Raw genomic sequence first — 19,774 nt, 5'->3', positions numbered from 1 at the left:
ATTGTCGCCATCCCCGAATCATGTCATCTTCGATACGCTTTTTGACGCTATGTTGAAAGAAAAGCGCTTTAAGAAGGGGCAAGTGTTTTGGACAACATTAGCGTATCAACGACGGACGTTCGCATCGAACGGCACGCCACGCAGCTTTCACGCCAGCTGAAGCTGCTGCGAGAAAGGCTCTTCCCGCCGCTCTCGCAAAAGACGCTCCGGACATTCACCTCGGGTGAGGCGGCGCAGATGATCGGCGTCTCCGATGGCTATCTTCGCCAGCTGTCCTTGGACGGTAAGGGTCCGCAGCCGGATGTCTCGCAGAATGGCCGTCGCTCCTACACGCTCGGTCAGATCAACGAGTTGCGCCAACATATGGCGAAGATCAAGCCGAAGGATGCGCTCTCCTACCTGCCCCGGCGCCGCGACAGCGAGAAGCTGCAGACGATTGCGATCACCAATTTCAAGGGCGGTTCGGCCAAGACGACGACGACGCTTTATCTGGCGCAGCATCTGGCGCTGGAAGGCTATCGTGTTCTGGCGATCGATCTCGATCCGCAGGCCTCGCTCTCCTCCTTGCTCGGCGTTCAGCCGGAATTCGATCTCGGCGATGGCGACACGCTCTATGGTGCGATCCGCTACGATGCGCAACGACGCCCGTTGAAGGATATTATCCGTAAGACCTATTTCGACGGTCTCGATATGGTCCCGGGCAATCTCGAACTGATGGAGTTCGAGCATGAAACGCCGCGTGCCTTGAGTGATCGTCAGAAGCCGGAGGAGCTATTCTTTCGGCGCGTCGGCAATGCAATCGCCGAGGTTGAGGCGGATTACGATATCGTCGTCATCGACTGCCCGCCACAGCTCGGCTATCTGACGCTCGGCGCCGTCTGCGCCGCCACCTCGCTTCTCATCACCATCCACCCGCAAATGGTTGATGTCGCCTCCATGTCGCAATTCCTGTTGATGACGTCCGACCTCTTGTCGGTGGTGCGCAAGGCCGGCGGCGACCTGCAGCATGATTTCATTAAATATGTCGTCACCCGCCATGAGCCTTTTGACGCGCCGCAGTCGCAGATCGTGGCACTCTTGCGCAGTCTCTTCGGGGATGATGTGCTGACGGCGACCATCCTGAAATCGACGGCAATTGCCGATGCGGGCCTGACCAAGCAGACCCTTTATGAAATTGAAAAGGGCCAGGTTCGCCGCTCCACCTATGACCGGGCACTGGAATCGGTTAACGCCGCCAACGGCGAAATTATCACCAGCATCCATAAAGCATGGGGCCGCGCATGAGCAGACGAGATCGACTGAAGGGATTGTTCACCGACACGGCGCAGGAGTTGGCCGCGGCCAACTTCGAGGAAACCGCTGCGCGCGGTGCCGCCGGTCCGGTGCGCACCATGGCCCTGACACTCGGCCGCATGGAGGAAGAGAGCAGGGCGATGGAGGAGGCCCTGCTGTCAGGCGAACATATCGTCGAACTCGACCCTGAGCTGATCGATTCGTCCTTCATCCGCGATCGCCTCGCTGATGAGCCGCTCGATCTCGAAGACGAACTCGTGCAGTCGATCGCCGAGAACGGCCAGGAAGTGCCGATCCTGGTGCGGCGCAATCCGCATCACGACGGGCGTTACCAGGTCGCCTATGGCCATCGCCGCCTCCAGGCCGTCAAGCTGCTCGGTCGAAAGGTGCAGGCCGTCATCCGCAAGCTCGACGATACCGATCTCGTGATCGCCCAGGGCATCGAAAACTCGGCGCGCCGCAATCTGTCTTATATCGAGCGCGCCGTCTTTGCGCTCAATCTTGAACTGAAGAAGTTCGATCGCCCTGTCATCATGAAGGCGCTCTCGACCGACAAGACGGAACTGTCGAAGCTCATCTCCGTGGCAAGGGCTATTCCCGCCGATATCATCCAGGCCGTCGGAGCCGCCCCCGGTATCGGCCGCAGACGCTGGATGGCGCTTGCGCAGGATTGGACTGAAGCCGCGGCCTCACGTCTGACCAAGCTGATTGGCTCTTCCACCTTTAACGCCGTCGAGAGTGACCGCCGCTTCGAGCTTGTGATCGCCGAGCTTTCGAAGAAGGAAGAGACAAAGCCCGAGGGCACGGAATTTGCCTGGAAGCCTGCCAGCGGCGGCAAGATCGCCGGCCGCATCAAGAGTTCCGGCACGTCCTTCACCATCGCCCTGAAGACCGGTGACGCGCCGGATTTCGGTGCCTATCTCTCTGGTCGTCTCGATGAGCTCTATGACGCCTATAAGGCGGGGAAAGCCGATTAAGGCAGGATGGACGGCGCGAGCCGTTTGCCCTGTGCGCGCAATTCATCAACGCTCGTAAATGGTCCCATCCGAAAACCCGGTGGAAACTTCCGGGGCGCGGGGATCGCGCCATTGTTCGTGTCTTTGCGCCATGAGATAACTGACGGAAGGAAACGCGGGTTTCGCTTCCCTTTGTGAGAATCCACCAAGCCTAACAATGCGATACGATATCGACGCCGCAATGCTCCAAACGCTGCTTCCAGCCATTGCCGAGGCGGAAGATGCCTTGGCACGGCTTGATGAGCGGGTAGCGCGCTCGCCGGTGGGGCAGGGCTTTGCCGAGCGCAGCCATTATCTCGATGCGGCAGGCGCCCTGTGGGTGGCAGGCGAGCTTGTGCATGTCGAGGATCTCGTTCTGCACGATGCGCATATGGATAGCCGCGCGCCAAGCCATGAGCTGACGATTGCCCATTCCGTGCTGCGTATCCGCAGGCGCATCGAGACGGCCGATCCCGGCTGGGCGCTAAGCCCAGCAGGTCTTAGTGTTTTGACTGCCAGCACATTGGAAGGGCAGGAGAGGCTGCCAGACGCGGGAAGTGCGGAGCCTGGGAGCGAGCCTGATGATGAGGATGACGAGGCGCCGCTTGCCGCCGAAATCGCCGAGCTCGATGCGCTGCTCGCCCGCTCGCAACAACTTCTCGACCGTCATGCCGGAAAGCCTGTTGCGCAGGAGCCGGAGCGGACTGCGCCCTCGCAGCGCGATGACGATCCGCTCGGCCTGTTTTGTGACGACGAATGGAACGAGGAGGAACGGCTTCGGGAATGGCGTGGTCTGATCCCACTCGTCGAGGAACTGCCGCCCAGTCTGGCCGCCGCCATCCTCTTTGACGCCTGGGAACGGATCGAACCGGTGCGTCGCCAACATTGGCTGGGTGGCCTGCTGATTGCCAGCAGCCTGCGTCTCAGAGGCAAGGTCGCCTCGCATCTCTTTTCTTTTCACACAGGGCTGAAGCAGATCCGTCATGAGCGCCGCCGCTCGCGTGACCGGGTCACACGCCTGCAGGCCTTTCTCGATGCGATGCGGGAGAGTGCGATCACCGGCCTCAAGGAGATCGATCGCCTGTCGCTGGCGCGCACGCAGATGGAGCTGCGCTTTCGCGGCCGACGCTCCAATAGCAGCCTGCCGCAGCTTGCCGATTTCATTCTGTCGCGGCCGATGGTGTCGGCCGCCATGATCGCCCGCGAGCTTGGCGTCACGCAACGTGGCGCGCTGAACCTGATTAACGAGATCGGCATTCGCGAGATCACCGGTCGCGGCCGCTACCGGGCCTGGGGTATCATCTGAAACCCACGGACCGTTGCCACAAACGAGAACGGCCGGGCGTCAAGCCCGGCCGTTTCTTTAGGGTGAGCACCCGATCCGCCATCCTGTCACAGATTTCGAACCGGGCGCTCTGCGCTTCCATTGCCCCCAGAAGCGCAGTCCTTATTCCCGCTCGCCCGTGAAGTTGAGCAGAAGCTGGAAGATGTTGACGAAGTTCAGGTAGAGCGAGAGCGCGCCGAAGACGGCCAGCTTCTGGTTCGATTCCTGATCGTAGTTTTCCGAATACTGTTCCTTGATGCTCTGCGTGTCGTAGGCGGTCAGGCCGACGAAGACGACGATGCCGATCACCGAGATGGCGAATTGCAGGGCCGACGAACCTAGGAAGATGTTGACGATACCGGCGATGATGATGCCGAACAGGCCCATCATCAGGAACGAGCCCATCTTCGAAAGGTCACGCTTCGTCGTGTAGCCATAGAGGCTGATCGCGCCGAACATGGCAGCTGTGATGAAAAAGGTCTGCGCGATGCTCGTCTTGGTGAAGACCAGGAAGACGGAGGCGAGCGACAGGCCCATGACAGCGCAGAAAGCCCAGAAGGTCATCTGTGCGGTGCTCGACGACATCGACTGGATGCGGAACGAGAAGAAGAACACGAAGGCGAGCGGTGCCAGCATCACCACCCACTTGAGCGGCGTCTGGAAAATCGGCACGTAGAGCGCCGGGGTCGAGCCGACGATGAAGGCAACGATGCCGGTGATCACGAGGCCGAGCGCCATATAGTTGTAGACGCGCAGCATGTGCTGGCGCAGACCTTCGTCGAAAAGGGTCTGTGTTTGGGCGCCGGAGCCGTAACCATAGCGGGGATTGATCGGGTTCATGACTGATCTCCTCGGTTGAACTAGTAGAGCGAGCGGGCAAGCCGTTCGGCTGCCTGATCGAGATTGGTGCCGCTGTTGTCGGCGATCAGCGCATAAGCGACGTCGCCGATCTGCCAGTAGGCGGCCTCTGTCTTTTCAAGGGCAACATGGCTGACCGGCTTCACCTCGAAGGCACCCGGCCGCACCGCAAAGAGCGACAGGCGCTTGCCGTCGGTCTCCTCGATGGCCATTTCGACGCTCGGGCCAAAATCCGACGGGAAGATTTGCACGTCGGCAACCTTCCAGTCCTTTGGCAGTTCGGGCATCACGATTGCGGTCGCAGCGCGGATTTCATCGGCGCTATAGGCCGGCGCCGTCTGCGACGGGATGGTTTCACGAAGCGCTGCCGTACGATAGGCGCGCACCGCATCCTCGACATAGGCCGGGGCCGGAACAGAAGCCGAAACCTCCGTTGCCGTAAAGGCGCCGAAGGAATTATGCGCCACCCAGCCGGCGGCAAGCAGAACACCGACAGCAGCGATGCGCTGCACCGAATGCAGGATGCGACCATAGGAAAGACCGCGTTCCAGCTTTCGGGCGGCATCGCGCGTTTCGGGGCGGCCAAAGGCGCTTTCGCCTGCCAGCGCCAGGCGCAACTCGCCCTTCATGCTGAGATCGGCCATGACCTTGGCGGCGATCGCCGGATTCTCCGACAGATAGGATTCCACCTGGATACGCCGCGCAACATCGAGCTCGCCGTCTACGTAGGCGTCGAGATCGGCATCGATGATTGGATCAATCGCCTTCATTGCCGTTCCCTCCAATTAATCTCAGATGCGAAATGCGCGGTGTCTTCTCCTCGAACTCGCGCAACTGGGCGCGGGCGCGGGAAATACGCGACATCAGCGTGCCGACGGGAATGCCGAGCGCATTGGCGGCTTCCTGATAGGACAGGTCCTCGATCGCCACGAGATGCAGCGCTTCGCGCTGCTCTTCCGGCAAATTGAAAAAGGCGTTGCGCACCTGCTGCAGGCGCACCGCATGCTCCTGTCCGGCCGGCAGCGACTGCTCCGCCTCGACCGCCGCCTCGTCATGGCGGCGCGTCAGCGAGCGGGTCTGCCGCACGCGGTCGATATGCGCATTGTGCAGAATGGAAAGCAGCCAGGTGCGCAGGTTTCCGCCGCTGCGGAAGCTCTTGCGCTTCTCAAAGGCCCGAACCAGGGCATCATGCACAAGATCCTCCGCCTCATCCGAGTTGCGCACCAGCGAGCGCGCGTAGCGACGAAGCGCTGCGAGCTGACCGATGACATCGAAGGGGCGTTCTTTCCGTTCCATGATTGAGTATACGAAAGCCTCGCAGATTTTATTCCGAAGCGATGCAGATTTTTTTGGATCGGCCGGAAAGGGAGTGCCGGTTTTCGGGCAACGCCAAAAACCTCCGCCCTTTGCCACGGCGGAGGTGGTATCTCGCAGCCTTAATGCAAGGAAGTAACCCTTGGGCAGGTACCCCGGGGGTCAGCCCTCGGGCATGATACCCGGCTGATCTGAAGGGAATTTCGCAATGTCCTGGACGCTGACATTGAGATGTTGGGCAACGAGGGCGGCCGGCGTATGCGTGAGCCACGAGGAAAGCCCGACCTCCTGATAATCGGCGACCTTGAAGACGGCGACGAATTGCAGATCGGTCTTGCCGGTATTCTCGATGATATGGCCCTGGCTGCGTTTGACATAACCGATATCGCCGGGTCGGAAATCGGCGGTCTGGCTGCGCGGGCCGGCATCGAATACCGTCATGCGACCTTCGCCCTTGATCCAGTACTGCCATTCGTCGGCATTCGGATGCCAGTGCATTTCACGCACGCCACCCGGCTTGATCGTCTCGATCGCCGCAGCGATCGTCTTAGAGACCTTGAAGATGCTGCTGTCGGCAAGCTGGATCGTGCCCGACGCATTCTGCTTCAGCGGTGCCGATGCCGTCAGCCGGTAGGTGAAAGGGTAGGGCGGCAGGCCAGCAGAAGCGACGGCTTCCTGGTCGGCCGAAAGCGGACCCGGCTCCTTGCCCTGGAAGATCCAGAGATCCTGCAATGGGATGTTCTTGAACGTGTCCTGCGGTACGCCGAAGTTTTTGGCAAGCAGTTCGGGCGACGTATGTGCCAGCCAGTCGGTCAGGAGCAACGTGCCGTATTCGGACTGGTCGCCCTCGTCGAAGACGAGGACGAATTCGCAGCCCTCGGGCCCAAGACCCTGCAGTGAATGCGGGAAACCGGCTGGAAAATACCAGAGATCGCCAGCCTCGACGTCCTGCACATAGGCGCGGCCCTGCGGATCAAGCACGGTCACCCGGCAGCGGCCATTGGTCATGATCGCCCATTCGGAGGCCCGGTGCCAGTGCATCTCGCGGATGCCGCCGGGGCCAAGGCGCATGTTGACGCCGGAGACCGCTTCGGAAATTGCAAAATCGGCCTTCGTCACCTGCCGTGCCCAGCCGCCGTTCTGGATGCGCTTGGGCGCATTGTTGAACGAGCCCCAGAAGAGCTGCATGTCGCCGACATCGGTTGCCGGCGGACTGCCGAACGAGGGAAACTGGTCGTTGATGGCAGGGTTCTTCGGGCCGGGATCGGACAGGCCGGCTGGATTGGCGTTGATCGCGCCCTCGGCCGGCTGGTCGGGATTGCCGAAACTCGCCGCCCGCGCAGCACCCGCCGCAAGTGCCGTTCCTCCCATCGCTCCGAGCGCTAGAACCGTACGTCTAGAAAGAGGTTCCATGGTTTTAATCCTTTCGTGTCGATTGGGAGGGTTATTCCGCCGGGGCGTCTGCGCGGGCGATGGCGGGCCGTTTCCGGCTGACGAATTCGCTCAGCTTTTCCAGGTAGAGGTAAACGACCGGCGTGGTGTAGAGCGTCATCACCTGGCTGATGAGCAGACCGCCGACCATGGCGTAGCCGAGTGGCTGGCGCAGTTCCGAGCCGGTGCCGTGGCCGAGCATCAGCGGCAGGCCGGCAAGAAGTGCCGCCGCTGTCGTCATGATGATCGGGCGGAAGCGCAGGAGACAGGCCTGACGGATTGCGTCTTCCGGCGACAGTCCCTGCTCGCGCTGGGCGGCGATGGCGAAGTCGACGATCATGATGCCGTTCTTCTTGACGATGCCGATCAGCAGGATCACGCCGATCAGCGCGATCACGGTAAAGTCGAAGCCGAAGGCCCAGAGCATGGCGAGAGCACCGAGGCCGGCGGAGGGGAGCGTCGACAGGATCGTCAGCGGGTGGAAATAGCTCTCGTAAAGTACGCCGAGGATCAGATAGATCACGGCAATCGCTGCAAGCACCAGCAGCGGTTCGCTCGAGAGCGAGCTCTGATAGGCCTGAGCATTGCCCTGGAACGTGCCGATGACGGTTGCCGGCTTGCCGAGATCGGCCTCAGCCTTGCTGATCGCGGCAACCGCCTGGCTGAGCGCGGTCCCCTTTGCAAGGTTGAAGGAGAGTGTAACGGCCGGAAACTGGCTCTGGTGGTTGACGGCAAGCACGGCCGTCGGCTCCGTCGTCTGTTTGACGAGCTGGCTCAAGGGAACCTGCTCGCCGGTCAGCGGCGATTTGATATAGAGACCGTTGATCGCCAGCGGTGAATTCTGGAACTGCGGCGCAAGCTCGAGAACCACATGGTAGCTGTTCAGGTCGGTGAAATACTGGGTGACCTGGCGCTGGCCGAAAGCATCGTTAAGTGTATCGTCGATCGTTTGCGGCGCAATGCCGAAGCGCGATGCCTGGTCACGGTCGATCGTAAGCGTCACGGTAGCGCCGCTATTCTGCTGGTCGGTGGCGACATCGGTCAGCTCCGGCAGCGTCTTGAATGTGGCGAGCAGCTTGGCTGCCCAGTCGTCGAGTTCTCCGGCATCACCGTCCTGCAGCGTATACTGGAACTGCGTGGCCGAGGCCCGTCCGCCGACATTGATATCCTGCGCTGGCTGCAAGAAGAGTTCTGCACCCTGCATCTGCGCGAGTTTCGGACGAAGCCGGTTGATGATTTCGCTTGCCGAGGCATCGCGCTGGTCTTCAGGCTTTAGCGTGATGAACATGCGGCCGTTATTGACGGTCTGGCCCGCTCCGCTGCCGACGGCCATGCCGACGGTCGCAACTCCGGGATCGCTGGCAACGATATTGCCTGCTTCGAGCTGGTGGCGCGACATTTCCGCGAAGGAAATATCCTGCGCGGCTTCGAGTGTACCGCTGATCAGGCCGGTGTCCTGGATTGGGAAGAAGCCCTTGGGAATATTGACGAACAGGAAGCCTGTTGCCGCAAGCGAAGCGATGAAGACCGTCATGGTCAGCCGGTGATGGCGCAGCGCGATATCGAGCGTGTAGCGATAGGCGGCAAGAAGCCCGTCGAACGCCTTCTCGCTCATATTGTACAGCCTGCCGTGGCGGGCGTCTTTTTCCGGCTTCAGGAAGCGTGAGCTCATCATCGGTGTGATGGTCAGTGAGACGATTGCCGAGACGACGATCGTCATCGTCACGGTGATTGCGAACTCCCGGAATAGCCGGCCGACAATGCCGCCCATCAGGAGCAGCGGAATGAAGACGGCGACGAGCGAGATACTGATCGAAATGATGGTGAAGCCGATTTCGCGCGCGCCGTCGATTGCCGCTTGTTTCGGCGTTTTGTCCATCTCCATATGGCGATGGATGTTCTCGACCATCACGATCGCATCGTCGACGACGAAACCGACGGCGATACTCAAGCCCATCAGCGAGAGATTGTCGAGGCTGAAGCCAGCGGCATACATCAGCGCCAATGTGGCCAGTAGCGCCAGCGGCACTGTGACGCTCGGGATCACCGTCACCCAGACATTGCGCAGGAAGATGAAGATCACCATGACCACAAGGGCGATGGTGATGACAAGCGTCGTTTCGACATCCGCCACCGAGGCGCGGATCGTGGTCGTCCGGTCGCTGAGGATGGAGAGGTGGATGGCGGCCGGTGCGATCGCTTGCAGCTGCGGCAGGGCAGCGCGGATCGCACCGACCGTATCGATGATGTTGGCACCCGGGAGCTTGAAGATCGGCAGAAGGATCGCCCTCTTGCCATCAGCCCAGGCCGCCAGCTGATCGTTCTCCGGTCCGTCGATCGCCTGGCCGATATCGCTGATGCGGACCGGAGCCCCGTCACGATAAGCGACGATCGAATCGTTCCAGGGGGCGGCCTTCAGGAGCTGGTCATTGTCATAGATCGTGTAGGTGTGCTCTCCACCCTGCACACTGCCTTTCGGTGAGTTGCTGGTGATGCCGGTAACGGCGCTGCGGATATCCTCAAGCGAAAGTCCCATCTCGGCGATCTTGCCGGGATCGATCTGCAGCCGTACGGCCGGCTTCTGCTGGCCGAAGATCAGAACCTGCGAAACGCCGTCGATCTGGCTGACATGCTGCGCGAGCACGCTCTCGGCAAAATCGTCGACTTGCGTCAGCGGCAGGGTATCTGAAGTGAGCGCAAGAACCATGACCGGCGGATCGGCGGGATTGACCTTGCGATAGGTTGGCGGCGAAGGCAGGTCCGTCGGCAATTGCCCGCCGGCTGCGTTGATTGCGGTCTGCACGTCCTGGGCGGCACTATCGACGTCGCGCGACAGATCGAATTGCAGAGTGATCGCGCTCGAGCCGAGCGTACTCGTCGAGGTCATCTGGGTGACGCCGGGGATCTGCCCGAACTGCCGTTCTAGCGGCTGCGTTACCGCCGATGCCATCGTCTTTGGATCGGCGCCGGGGAGCTGTGTCGAAACCTGGATTGTCGGAAAATCGACTTGCGGCAGGGGTGCAACCGGCAGCAGAGGGTAGGCGACTATACCGATGCCGAAGAGGCCTGCCATCATTAGTGAGGCGGCGATCGGCCGCTCGATGAACCAGGAGGAGATCGACATGGCCTACTCCTTGCTGGCGGCTTGCGTAGCGGCCGCCTGTTGAATGCTGACATGAGTGCCGACATCCAGCCGATACTGGCCCGACGTGACGACCTGTTCGTTGCCGGAAAGGCCCTTTTCGATGACGGCGTGGCCGTTCTCGATCGGCCCGGGGGTGACCTTGCGCACGGCAGCCGTGCCGGTGGCATCGATAACGTAGACGAAGAAGCCGTCCTCTCCCCGCTCAAGCGCTGCGGAAGGAATGGTCACGGCCTTCTGGAGCGTCTGCTGCTTGACCCTCAGCGTCACGAATTGACCGGGCCAGAGCGCATCATCCTTGTTCTCAAAAATCGATTTGATGCGGATCGTGCCGCTTGCCTGATCGATTTCGTTGTCGATGAGCGAGAGCGTGCCTGACGCAAGCTGCCGCGACTGGTCCATCGACATCGCCGTCACCTCGACCGGGCCGGCGTTCAGCGCGTTACGCACTGCGTCGAGATCGTCCTCACGCAGCGTGGAGATGACAGTGATCGGCTGCGTCTGGGTGACGGTGACGATCGGTGTCGTATCGGTCGTCTGGACTTCGTTGCCGGGATCGACCCGACGGATACCCGTGCGGCCGTCGATCGGTGAGCGGATCTCGGTATAAGAGAGCGACACGTCAGCAGCCTCCTTGGCGGCCTGATCCTGCGCAAGTTGTGCCTGTGCACTTGCCACCATGCTTTGCTGCTGCTCGACGGTTTCCTGCGTGACGATCTGCTGCTGGCCCAGTTTCTGGTCCTTGCCGAGCAGATATTGGGCGTTGGCGAGATCGGCCTGGTCCTGCTTGATCTTGGCGGCAGCCTGATCGTCGGCTGCCTGGAAAGGGCGCGGGTCGATGATGGCGAGCACATCGCCCTTCTTGACGGCCTGCCCCTCGACAAACATCACGCTCTGGAGCTCTCCGTCGACACGCGTCGTGATATTGACCGTATAGTTCGCCTGCACCGTGCCAAGGCCGTCGAGATAGACAGGCACGTCGGTAACGGCTGGGGTCGCGACCTCGACCGGCACTGCCGGCGTACCGGGCTCCGGTGCGGCAATGGTCGGCTCGGTTCCTGCAAACCAGAAGGCTGCGGCCGAACCGCCCGCAATGGCGAGAATGGCGGCAGCAGCGAGGATCGCCGGTTTGCGGCGACGACGGGGTTCAATCACGGTACGGATGGATGTCACTGCCGGCTCCATAGGCTAAAGGTTGAATTATGCTGCAACGGCCGCCGGCATTGGGCGGCCTCCGTATCTGTCTCCTGAATTGACGGGCTGGTGCCAAAACCAGGGGTCAGGCTGCCGATTATCGGCAGGCCGACCGGCGCTTCTGTGTCCTGCCGGATCAATTCAATGCGAGAAGGCTACGTCCGGGCGGGCACTGGCGCATCTATACGCAGGTCTAGTCGCCGTTCCCCATAGGTATACGCTCCCGCATCCGGATAGCCGCCGGCATGTGGAAGGACCGGCGCGAAAAGCAGTCGCACCGGCTCACTGCACCTATACAACACGTTGAAGACGACGACGCCGGGCGGTCCCGCTCAGGGGAAGACCCTGGACTTCGGCGAGCCGACGTTGATTGCCGAGATCGAGTTTCGCGGCTGGATCATGAAGGAGCCCGCGTCATGCGTCCTACAAGGGACTGGGCGAGGTAGAGGACAACGCCACTATCTTCGATCTGTCCGACGGGCTACCGTGACGATAGGTCGAGATCGGCCCCCTCGATCAGAAGGCTCGGACCTGTTACTCAGCTACTTATGATCGCCTCGACCTACCGGCTTTTTCTTTTTGACTTTGACGGCACGCTGGCCGACAGCGGCGCCTGGATGGTCGGCGCGCTCCGGCAGATGGCCGATCGTCACGGGTTCAGGAAGCCCACCGATTCCGAGATCGATTATCTTCGCGGTCTTTCCAATCGCGAAATCCTCAAATGGCTGGAGATCCCAGGTTGGCGGCTACCCTTCATCGCGCGGGACATGCGCAAACTCGCCGGCATGGCAACCGTCGAGCTCTTCCCGAGCACGGGGAAACTCCTTTCGGAACTCGCCGCGCAGGGCGTCTCGCTCGCGATCGTTAGCTCGAACAGCCGCGTCAACATTGAGCGCGCCCTCGGTCCGTCGGCCGGCCTGTTCACGCATTTCGAATGCGGTGCCTCTCTCTTCGGCAAGGGCAAACGGATCAGACGTGTGTTGCAAGCGACCGGCCGACCGCCAGCCGAGGCCATCGTCGTTGGCGACGAGGTGAGAGACGTCGAGGCAGCGGCCAGCCAGGGTGTGGCGTCAGCGGCGGTGACCTGGGGATACGCCCGGCGCGAGGCGCTCGAAGCCGCTTCTCCGACGCATCTGGTCGAGACGGCAGATGATCTTGTCCGCCTCGCTCGGGCTAAGGGTCAGTCGCAATCTTAGCGGGGGAAATCGAGGCTGGCGCGTCACTTACGAATTGTTGCGCAACTCAGCGCGCGGGCCGACGGCCCGCAAGACAAGGGGAGGGCTATGGGGAATCCGTCCATGCCGCGATCGATGCACCAAGGCTTATTCGAAGGAATATCGAGCGTCGCCCGGTCAGCTGGCTGAGGCCGGGTGTGCGTCGGCGGCCGGCGGGTTCTTGCGGAAATCGGGATGCAGCGGTCCGAAGGGCATGGCGCCCATGCAGGCGACAAGCGCAAGGCCGGCGATCGCAGAACAGAAGGACAGGACGAAGATATCGGCATAGGCAAGCACGCTTGCCTGCGCATGGATATCAGCCGCAACTGCGGAGAGGGCTTCGAGACTCCCGCGATGGCTTGTCCCGAACAGCGTCTCCAGCTTAGCCAGTACGCCGTGAAGATTGCTCGACGATCCCGAGATCGGCCCCGTCAGGATATTGGAATGGTACTGCTCGCGTTGTCGGAACCAGGTGTTCAAGAGGCTCAGGGCCAGTTCGACGCTACCGAGCCGGATGACCTGGATATAGGCGGATACGGCCGTCGAGCGTTTCGGGTCGGAATTTGCGATCAGGTAGACGACGGTTGCGAAGAAGGCGAAGGATTGCCCCGCCGTATGGAGGAGCACGGCCGGCAGGAAATTAAACGGCGCCCATGTTATGGAGAGGTTCGATCCCCAGAGAGAGCCGAGCGCCATCGCCGATAACCCCATCATGATGCAAAGGCGCGCATCGATCCGGCGCAGCAGGAAGATCGCAAACGCGATGAACAGAAAGACCGGGATGACCGCGCCGAAAATGTAGAGTTCGGATATGGCGATCGGCCGCAATCCGACGACCGACTGCAGGAAGCCCGGAATGGAAATCGAGGCGCCGGAACTGGCAAAGGTGAAGGCAATGATGATCGCATAGCCGATGCCGATATTGCGCGACAGGATCACGCTCGCATGCGCCCAGGGATTGGCGACGACACTCTCGTTGATGAGGAAGCCGATGAAGAGAATCGTCCCGCCTGCCAGCAGCGAGGTGACGATGCCGGAATTGAACCAGTCCAGCCTGTTGCCCTGATCGAGACCGACATAAATCATCGTCATCGAGCATCCGAGCAGCATCATGCCGCCCCAGTCGGCATCCTTTAGCAGGCTTGAATTGATCTCTTCCTTGGGAGCACCGATGATGAGGAGAAGGGCGATGATCGGCGTGACGATCACATCCTGCCAATAGGCCCACTGCCAGCCGAGATAATCATCATAGATGCCGACGAGCACGAAGCCGAGATTCTGCGATAGCGGAACGCGAAGCGCGTAGATCGAAAGGCCGATCAGCCAGTATTTCATGTCGAGATTGCGGAAGATAACCATGATGGTGGCCGGGATGAAGACGCCGAGCAGCAGCGCTCGCGCCGCATGCAGCGCAAAGAGTGCGCCGCCGTCATGGACCATGGGAATAATGAGCGAAATGCAGGCATAGACCAATGTCGTCGGGATCATTACGCGGCGCACACCGAAAACGGTGGCGATCCAGGCGACCGCCGATGAAATGAGGATCTGCGGTGCGTTGGCGACGGTGCTAAGCCATGAGGCTTCGTCGAAGCCAAGCGAATAGGCGCCACGGATATCGGGCAGGCCGACGGCAAAGACACGCGTATCGAAGCCGACGACGAAGGAAGCGAGCAACAGGGCTGCGACGATAAGATACGGATGGCTCGTCGTCGTGCCGCTGGTCAGCGGACCAAAGGCGCGCGGAGCCGCGCTCATTGGTCCGGGTCCTGCTTGGTATCCACCCTGACGACGGCCGACATTCCGGGCTTGAGCCGATCAACTAGCGGCTGGCCGGGATCGAAGACGATCTTGACCGGGATGCGCTGGACGACCTTGGTATAGTTTCCGGTCGCGTTGTCGGGCGGCAGCAGCGCGAAGATCGAGCCGCTTGCCGGAGACAGGCCGACGACCTTGCCATGCAGCGACTGGCCGGGGAAGGTGTCGATGGAAACCTCCGCAGCGCGGCCCGGCGTGATCCGGGAAAGCTGTGTCTCCTTGAAATTCGCGGTGATATAGACGCTCGGAAGCGGCACTTCCGACACGAGGTTGGTGCCGGCCGCGACAAAATCGCCTTCATGGACGAGCCTGCGGCCAATGACGCCATCGAAAGGCGCGTAGATGCGGGCATAGCCCTGGTGGATCAGGGCGGTATCGAGCGATGCCTCAGCCGCATTCACCTGCGCCTGCAGCAGCGGAGATTGTCCGTTCAGAACGTTCAACTGGGCCTTTTGCTGCGCGATCGAGGCTGCCGTCGATTTGACCGAAGCCTGAGCCTGCAGATAGGCGGCCTGCGCCTGCTGCAGCAGCTGTTGCGAGGTCGCGCCGCCAAGGCTGGTCTGGCGGTGGAACTCCTGCTCCGTTTGTGTCTGCTGTGCCAGGGCCGATGCGTTCTGCGCTTCAGCCACCTGCACGACGGCCTTTTGCAATTCGATCTGGTTTGCGAGATTGGCAAGCGATGCGTTTGCGGCTGCAAGATTGGCCTTCGAGGCGGCGACCGCGGCGTCATATTCCCGCGGATCGATTTCAGCGAGCAACTGGCCCTTCGTCACCGCCTGATAATCGGTGACCGGGGTGCTCTGGACGATGCCGCTGATCTGGGCGCTCAGCGTCGAGACATCGGCGCTGACCACGGCATCGTCCGTCGATTGATGCGATGCGCCCGCCACCCAACGGTTCCAGTCGACGCTCACGATGGCCACTCCGGCGCCCACGAGCGTGATGGCGAGAAGGGGAATGGCAAGCCGTCTCAACGACACCACGGCTCCCGGGGAGGGCGCAGCCGGCGCGGCGGGAGCTTCCGGCGGCGGCGAGCGCGCTGGCTCGGATGGGCTAAGGCTGGTGACGGTGATCTGCTTGGCCATGCGCGCCTCACTTCTTGCTGTGGTCAGCGGAAATCTTTGCGCGGACGCGAACCGGGACCGGCGTGAAAGAGACGTGGCCGGTGCCATGGACCTGCAGCCAGTAGCCAAGCGCCATGAAAACCGCGCCGCCGATGAGGTTGCCGAGCGTGACCCAGACGAGATTATGGACGGCGGCAGCAAGCGTGATGTTTGCGGGATGCTCACCCATCAGCGCCATCGAGAAAGTGAACATGTTGGCGACGCTGTGTTCGTAGCCGGCGGCCACGAAGATGGTGATCGGCCAGAAGATCAACATGATCTTGGCAGCGGCATTTTCCGTGCGTCCAGCCATCCAGATGGCGAGACAAACAAGCCAGTTGCAGAGAATACCGCGGGCAAGAAGCTCCAGCGATCCCGCCGACATCTTGGCCGAGACAATCGAAAAGAACGCCTGGCTTCCGTCGCCGAGAAGCACACCGCCGCCGGCCAGATGGAAGAGGCCGGCGAGTACCACGGCGCCGATCAGGTTGCCGATCCAGGCCGCGATCCAGACAAGTAGCATATCGGCAACGCGGCTGCGCCGCGTCAGCACGGCAAGCGGCATATACATCGCCGTTCCCGTGAAAAGCTCGCTGCCGGCAAAGACGACGATTGTCAGGGCAGAGGAGAAGACCACGCCCATAACGAGATGCGCCCAGGCCGGATCGGCATGAGCGCCGGCGGTAAACATGATGATATCGCCGAAACCGATATAGGCGCCGGCCATCGCCGCCCCGATCAGGAAGGCGGGAAAGTGGCTACGGACCTCTTCGGCTTTCTCTTCGCCGGACTGGGCAAAGTGATCAATCGAATCCTGATACATGACAGTACCTCGTCTCTTTGATGGTCGAACCGGGCTTCGTCCCGGACGCTCGAAAAGCTAGTCGCGCAAGCCGCATTGCTGAATCATACCTACGTCTAGGCTATCTCCGAACAGGCCGGGACATCTGTTGTCATGCTCGCATGCTACTTCGGTCGCGACATCGCGCAATGCTGAAAAAAAAGAGGCCGCCTTCCGATACGGAAAGGCGGCCATTTGCGGATCCTCGGGCAATCCGTGACTTCGAGCGGAGGGGAGGGACACCGGGAAGCCTTAACCGAGATTTCTATCGCCTGTCAGGAGGAGGCCCCAGGCGACGGGTAGCAAGTTACGCCCAATTCGTACCGGGCGGAACTAAACTTACGTATTGGCCCGCCTAGACCAGCGCGCGATTTCATCCGATCCGACCGCACCCCTATTCTTTTCGTCGATCGGCGAGTCCTCGTCGACGATGTCAGGCAGTACCCGCGGTCAGCTCCCATGAACTGCGCTGCCGACAGCAACCTTAACTTCGAACAGGATCCATCATGAAAACCGCCCTTCTTTCCCTTCTCGTCGCCGGCATGCTGGCCGCCCCTGTCGTTGCAAACGCCGCCCAGGCCGATGTCGGCAAGCTGGATTGCGACGTTTCCAAGGGCATCGGTGTCATTGTCGGCTCCAAGCAGGATGTCGACTGCATCTTTACGCCGAGCGCTTCCGGCGATGCTGGCCAGCACTATGTCGGCACCATCACCGATTTCGGCCTCGATGTCGGCACCGTGGAGAAGGGTCGGATGGTCTGGCTCGTCTTCAATGCCACGCGCGAACCGGTTGCCGGCCTGGAGGGCAATTATGCCGGTGTCACGGCTGACGCCAGCGTCGGTATTGGCGGCGGCGCCAATGTGCTGGTCGGCGGAACGAGCAGAACCGTCTCGCTGCAGCCGGTTTCGCTCGAAGGCGATGTCGGCGTCAATCTGGCCGTCGGCGTCACAGCTCTGAAGCTGCAGCCGGCAAACTGATCCCGAAGTCGAGCCCAAAAGACCGGCTTCGCGGGCAGCGTTCGGGAGGCCGGCAAAATGCGAACGAGCTTCTATTGCGATCGCCGATGGCTCGCAACATGGCCACACCCCCCCGAGGCTATCAATCATCGTTCTCACCTCCGGAACGTCCTGCAAGGTGCGCTCACTCCTTTTGAGGAACGAAGAGGGTCACCTCGTTGAGAGAGCAAGTCCAATGAGTGCGTGGAGCTGATGCTGGCAGCCGCGCAAACATAGCGGATCAGCCAAATCGAGCGGACGAGCCACTGATCTCAACTCGCGCTCCTTCCGAGATAGTTTTGGCACCAACCATTCGGCCGTAATGGTTGGCCTATGAGCGACCTTCTAGAAGAGATTGCACGCATGGCAGGTGTTCCCGGCGCTATTGCCGCCACAGCGTTCGCCCTATCAACGTGCTACAAATCATGGCTTGCGGCACGGCGTGTCCGAATCCGTCTTGAGACTATTCAAATTGACGCCCCCAGCGTTGAAGCAGCCGTGTTCATCTTTGGCGAATACGAACGTATTTGCGATGCTAGCCGACGGGCGCAACGTCTCGTGGAGAGTAAGGCCAACACGGAGGACACAGGCGGGTGAGGCTACGATTGCCGTAGCCGCGATCCATGAAATACCCGAATAAGTGCGTCAACACACTTGAGAAATTCTTTAGATTGGACTGAGTGCGGCGACTGCTCCGCATTGGTACAGCGTCAGTTGGTTGCGCCTCGGTGCGATAACTAACACAAATGCGAGTTGGCGCAGACAACACGTTTGCGCATCCTTGCGACCGTTCCGAAGGAGCGGAGCTAAGAGCATTTCCGTCGCGTCTTGTTCGTAAGAGTGTCTCCGCTTTCGACGAACCCATAGGTTTCGTTCGCAAGAGGCTTTTACGTGGCCATATCACATTTCTTCGTCAGGATCGTCGGCCGCGGCTCTGGACGCAGCGCGGTGCAGCTGGCGGCCTATTGCCATTGCGCCAGAATGGAATTCGAACGGGAAGCGCGAACTATCGACTACACGCGCAAGAAGGGGCTTTTGCACGAGGAGTTCTCCATTCCTTGGGACGCGCCGCAGTGGCTACAGTCGATGATCGATGATCTTTCCGTTTCCAGCGCATCCGAGTCCTTCTGGAACAAGGTGGAGTCTTCCTCGAAGCGAGCCAACGCACAGCTTGCCAAGGAGGTCACAATCGGCCTGCCGATCGAGCTCTCGTCCGAGCAGAATATCGCCCTGATGCGCGACTTCGTGGAGACCCATGTCACCGCGAAGGGCATGGTTGCCGACTGGGTCTATCACGACGCTCCGGGCAATCCGCATGTGCATCTGATGATGACGCTGCGGCCGCTGACCGAGGATGGATTCGGACCCAAGATCGTCGCCGTGCTCGGTCCTGACGGCCAACCGATCCGCTATGGCGCCGGTAAGATCGTCTACGAGCGCTGGGTGGGCGACATCGACGAGTTCAATGCATTCCGCGACGGGTGGTTTGCCTGCCAGAACCGGCATCTGGCGCTTGCCGGTCTCGACGTCAGGGTCGATGGGCGCTCCTTCGAAAAGCAGGGGATCGAGCTGGCGCCAACCGCCCATCTGGGTGTTGCCACGAAGGCGCTCCTACAAAAGGCCTCGAATTCCGGTCAAGCCGTTGTGCTCGATCGACTGCAATTGCAGGAGGCGCGGCGTGCAGAGAATGCTCGCCGTATCCAGCTCACTCCCGATATCGTGCTTGACCTGGTCACGCGGGAGAAAAGCGTTTTCGACGAGCGCGATGTGGCCAAGGTGCTGCATCGCTACATCGACGATCCTGGCCTGTTTCAGAGCGTGATGGCACGGATCGTCCAGAGCCCGCGTGCTTTGAAACTCGAGGAGGCGCGGACCGATTTTGCCACCGGCCTGCGCTCGCCGGCGAAGTACACGACCCGCGAGATGATCCGCCTGGAAGCCGAGATGGCGAACCGGGCGATCTGGCTGTCGCAGCGCTCGTCGCATGGTGTCAGACACAGAGTTCTGGAGGCGACGTTTTTGCGCCATCCGCGTCTTTCGGACGAGCAGAAGGTGGCGATCGAACATATTGCCGGCGGCGAGCGGATCGCAACCGTGATCGGCCGTGCCGGTGCCGGCAAGACGACGATGATGAAGGCGGCCCGCGAGGCCTGGGAGGCGCAAGGTTACCGTGTCATCGGCGCAGCACTTGCCGGCAAGGCGGCGGAAGGACTGGAGAAGGAAGCGGGCATCGTCTCTCGCACCCTGTCGTCCTG

General features: G+C 61.1%; 15 protein-coding genes and 1 pseudogene. 7 read left to right on the top strand and 9 right to left on the bottom strand.

What is annotated here, in order from left to right:
- Positions 1-87: 87 nt before the first annotated feature.
- The 3 genes from repA (at position 88) to AB4Z13_RS26080 (ending at position 3,594) form a co-directional block, all read left to right on the top strand.
- Positions 88-1,284, top strand: a complete 1,197-nt coding sequence (repA, locus tag AB4Z13_RS26090) for a plasmid partitioning protein RepA (RefSeq protein ID WP_113320303.1) — start codon at positions 88-90, stop codon at positions 1,282-1,284.
- On the top strand, positions 1,281-2,270 hold the full coding sequence (gene repB / locus AB4Z13_RS26085; RefSeq protein ID WP_442207179.1) for a plasmid partitioning protein RepB: 990 nt from the start codon (positions 1,281-1,283) through the stop codon (positions 2,268-2,270). Before repA ends, repB begins: the two co-directional genes overlap by 4 nt.
- Positions 2,271-2,466: 196 nt before the next feature.
- On the top strand, positions 2,467-3,594 hold the full coding sequence (locus AB4Z13_RS26080; RefSeq protein ID WP_442207178.1) for an RHE_PE00001 family protein: 1,128 nt from the start codon (positions 2,467-2,469) through the stop codon (positions 3,592-3,594).
- Positions 3,595-3,735: 141 nt separating this feature from the next.
- Here the strand turns inward: AB4Z13_RS26080 and AB4Z13_RS26075 are convergent, their stop codons facing one another.
- From AB4Z13_RS26075 to AB4Z13_RS26050, 6 genes are all read right to left on the bottom strand, one after another.
- Entirely contained in the window at positions 3,736-4,452 is a 717-nt protein-coding gene (locus AB4Z13_RS26075; protein ID WP_113185105.1) for a Bax inhibitor-1/YccA family protein, read from the bottom strand.
- Positions 4,453-4,472: 20 nt separating this feature from the next.
- The gene (locus tag AB4Z13_RS26070) at positions 4,473-5,240 is read right to left on the bottom strand and encodes an anti-sigma factor family protein (protein WP_442207177.1); all 768 of its coding nucleotides are present in this window, start codon (positions 5,238-5,240) and stop codon (positions 4,473-4,475) included.
- On the bottom strand, positions 5,227-5,766 hold the full coding sequence (locus AB4Z13_RS26065; RefSeq protein ID WP_442207176.1) for a sigma-70 family RNA polymerase sigma factor: 540 nt from the start codon (positions 5,764-5,766) through the stop codon (positions 5,227-5,229). The genes AB4Z13_RS26070 and AB4Z13_RS26065 overlap by 14 nt, the downstream gene beginning before the upstream one ends.
- A gap of 180 nt (positions 5,767-5,946) precedes the next feature.
- Positions 5,947-7,197 carry an oxalate decarboxylase family bicupin gene (locus AB4Z13_RS26060; protein WP_442207175.1) on the bottom strand — a complete coding sequence of 417 codons (1,251 nt, stop codon included), beginning with the start codon at positions 7,195-7,197 and terminating at the stop codon, positions 5,947-5,949.
- Positions 7,198-7,228: 31 nt separating this feature from the next.
- The gene (locus AB4Z13_RS26055; RefSeq protein ID WP_442207174.1) at positions 7,229-10,339 is read right to left on the bottom strand and encodes an efflux RND transporter permease subunit; all 3,111 of its coding nucleotides are present in this window, start codon (positions 10,337-10,339) and stop codon (positions 7,229-7,231) included.
- Between the two features lie 3 nt (positions 10,340-10,342).
- On the bottom strand, positions 10,343-11,530 hold the full coding sequence (locus AB4Z13_RS26050) for an efflux RND transporter periplasmic adaptor subunit (RefSeq protein ID WP_442207173.1): 1,188 nt from the start codon (positions 11,528-11,530) through the stop codon (positions 10,343-10,345).
- 324 nt (positions 11,531-11,854) lie between these two features.
- Between AB4Z13_RS26050 and AB4Z13_RS26045 the strand changes: the two are divergent.
- Positions 11,855-12,041: pseudogene (locus AB4Z13_RS26045) on the top strand (non-homologous end-joining DNA ligase); the annotation flags it as partial.
- 58 nt (positions 12,042-12,099) lie between these two features.
- Complete coding sequence (locus AB4Z13_RS26040) at positions 12,100-12,747, top strand: HAD hydrolase-like protein (protein WP_442207172.1); 648 nt, start codon at positions 12,100-12,102, stop codon at positions 12,745-12,747.
- A 156-nt stretch (positions 12,748-12,903) separates the two neighbouring features.
- On the opposite strand, the gene AB4Z13_RS26035 is transcribed toward AB4Z13_RS26040, so the two are convergent.
- From AB4Z13_RS26035 to AB4Z13_RS26025, 3 genes are read right to left on the bottom strand one after another with little or no spacing between them, the layout of a single operon-like run.
- A complete protein-coding gene (locus tag AB4Z13_RS26035) occupies positions 12,904-14,520 on the bottom strand; it encodes an MFS transporter (protein ID WP_442207171.1) in 1,617 nt (538 codons plus the stop codon).
- The gene (locus AB4Z13_RS26030) at positions 14,517-15,665 is read right to left on the bottom strand and encodes an HlyD family secretion protein (RefSeq protein ID WP_442207170.1); all 1,149 of its coding nucleotides are present in this window, start codon (positions 15,663-15,665) and stop codon (positions 14,517-14,519) included. The genes AB4Z13_RS26035 and AB4Z13_RS26030 overlap by 4 nt, the downstream gene beginning before the upstream one ends.
- 7 nt (positions 15,666-15,672) lie before the next feature.
- Positions 15,673-16,506, bottom strand: coding sequence for a formate/nitrite transporter family protein (locus AB4Z13_RS26025; protein ID WP_113324418.1), 834 nt, complete (start codon positions 16,504-16,506; stop codon positions 15,673-15,675).
- A gap of 524 nt (positions 16,507-17,030) precedes the next feature.
- On the opposite strand from AB4Z13_RS26025, the gene AB4Z13_RS26020 reads away from it, so the two are divergent.
- Together AB4Z13_RS26020 and AB4Z13_RS26015 are read left to right on the top strand one after the other, a co-directional pair.
- Positions 17,031-17,501 (top strand): DUF992 domain-containing protein, encoded by a 471-nt coding sequence (locus AB4Z13_RS26020; protein ID WP_113324417.1) that lies wholly within the window; start codon positions 17,031-17,033, stop codon positions 17,499-17,501.
- 909 nt (positions 17,502-18,410) lie between these two features.
- On the top strand, positions 18,411-19,774 hold a 1,364-nt coding region (locus AB4Z13_RS26015; RefSeq protein WP_442207169.1), incomplete at its 3' end, for a MobA/MobL family protein.

The organism is Rhizobium sp. YAF28 (assembly GCF_052113285.1).
Lineage (GTDB): Bacteria > Pseudomonadota > Alphaproteobacteria > Rhizobiales > Rhizobiaceae > Rhizobium.
The sequence above is the reverse complement of the archived record's forward strand: the minus strand, read 5'-3'. Positions and strand labels throughout refer to the sequence as shown.

Excerpts from the sequence above, each read along its gene's own strand:
- repB (WP_442207179.1), top strand. The coding sequence starts at position 1,281 with ATGAGCAGACGAGATCGACTGAAGGGATTGTTCACCGACACGGCGCAG.
- AB4Z13_RS26080 (WP_442207178.1), top strand. The coding sequence starts at position 2,467 with ATGCGATACGATATCGACGCCGCAATGCTCCAAACGCTGCTTCCAGCC.
- AB4Z13_RS26075 (WP_113185105.1), bottom strand. The coding sequence starts at position 4,452 with ATGAACCCGATCAATCCCCGCTATGGTTACGGCTCCGGCGCCCAAACA.
- AB4Z13_RS26070 (WP_442207177.1), bottom strand. The coding sequence starts at position 5,240 with ATGAAGGCGATTGATCCAATCATCGATGCCGATCTCGACGCCTACGTA.
- AB4Z13_RS26065 (WP_442207176.1), bottom strand. The coding sequence starts at position 5,766 with ATGGAACGGAAAGAACGCCCCTTCGATGTCATCGGTCAGCTCGCAGCG.
- AB4Z13_RS26060 (WP_442207175.1), bottom strand. The coding sequence starts at position 7,197 with ATGGAACCTCTTTCTAGACGTACGGTTCTAGCGCTCGGAGCGATGGGA.
- AB4Z13_RS26055 (WP_442207174.1), bottom strand. The coding sequence starts at position 10,339 with ATGTCGATCTCCTCCTGGTTCATCGAGCGGCCGATCGCCGCCTCACTA.
- AB4Z13_RS26040 (WP_442207172.1), top strand. The coding sequence starts at position 12,100 with ATGATCGCCTCGACCTACCGGCTTTTTCTTTTTGACTTTGACGGCACG.
- AB4Z13_RS26035 (WP_442207171.1), bottom strand. The coding sequence starts at position 14,520 with ATGAGCGCGGCTCCGCGCGCCTTTGGTCCGCTGACCAGCGGCACGACG.
- AB4Z13_RS26030 (WP_442207170.1), bottom strand. The coding sequence starts at position 15,665 with ATGGCCAAGCAGATCACCGTCACCAGCCTTAGCCCATCCGAGCCAGCG.
- AB4Z13_RS26025 (WP_113324418.1), bottom strand. The coding sequence starts at position 16,506 with ATGTATCAGGATTCGATTGATCACTTTGCCCAGTCCGGCGAAGAGAAA.
- AB4Z13_RS26020 (WP_113324417.1), top strand. The coding sequence starts at position 17,031 with ATGAAAACCGCCCTTCTTTCCCTTCTCGTCGCCGGCATGCTGGCCGCC.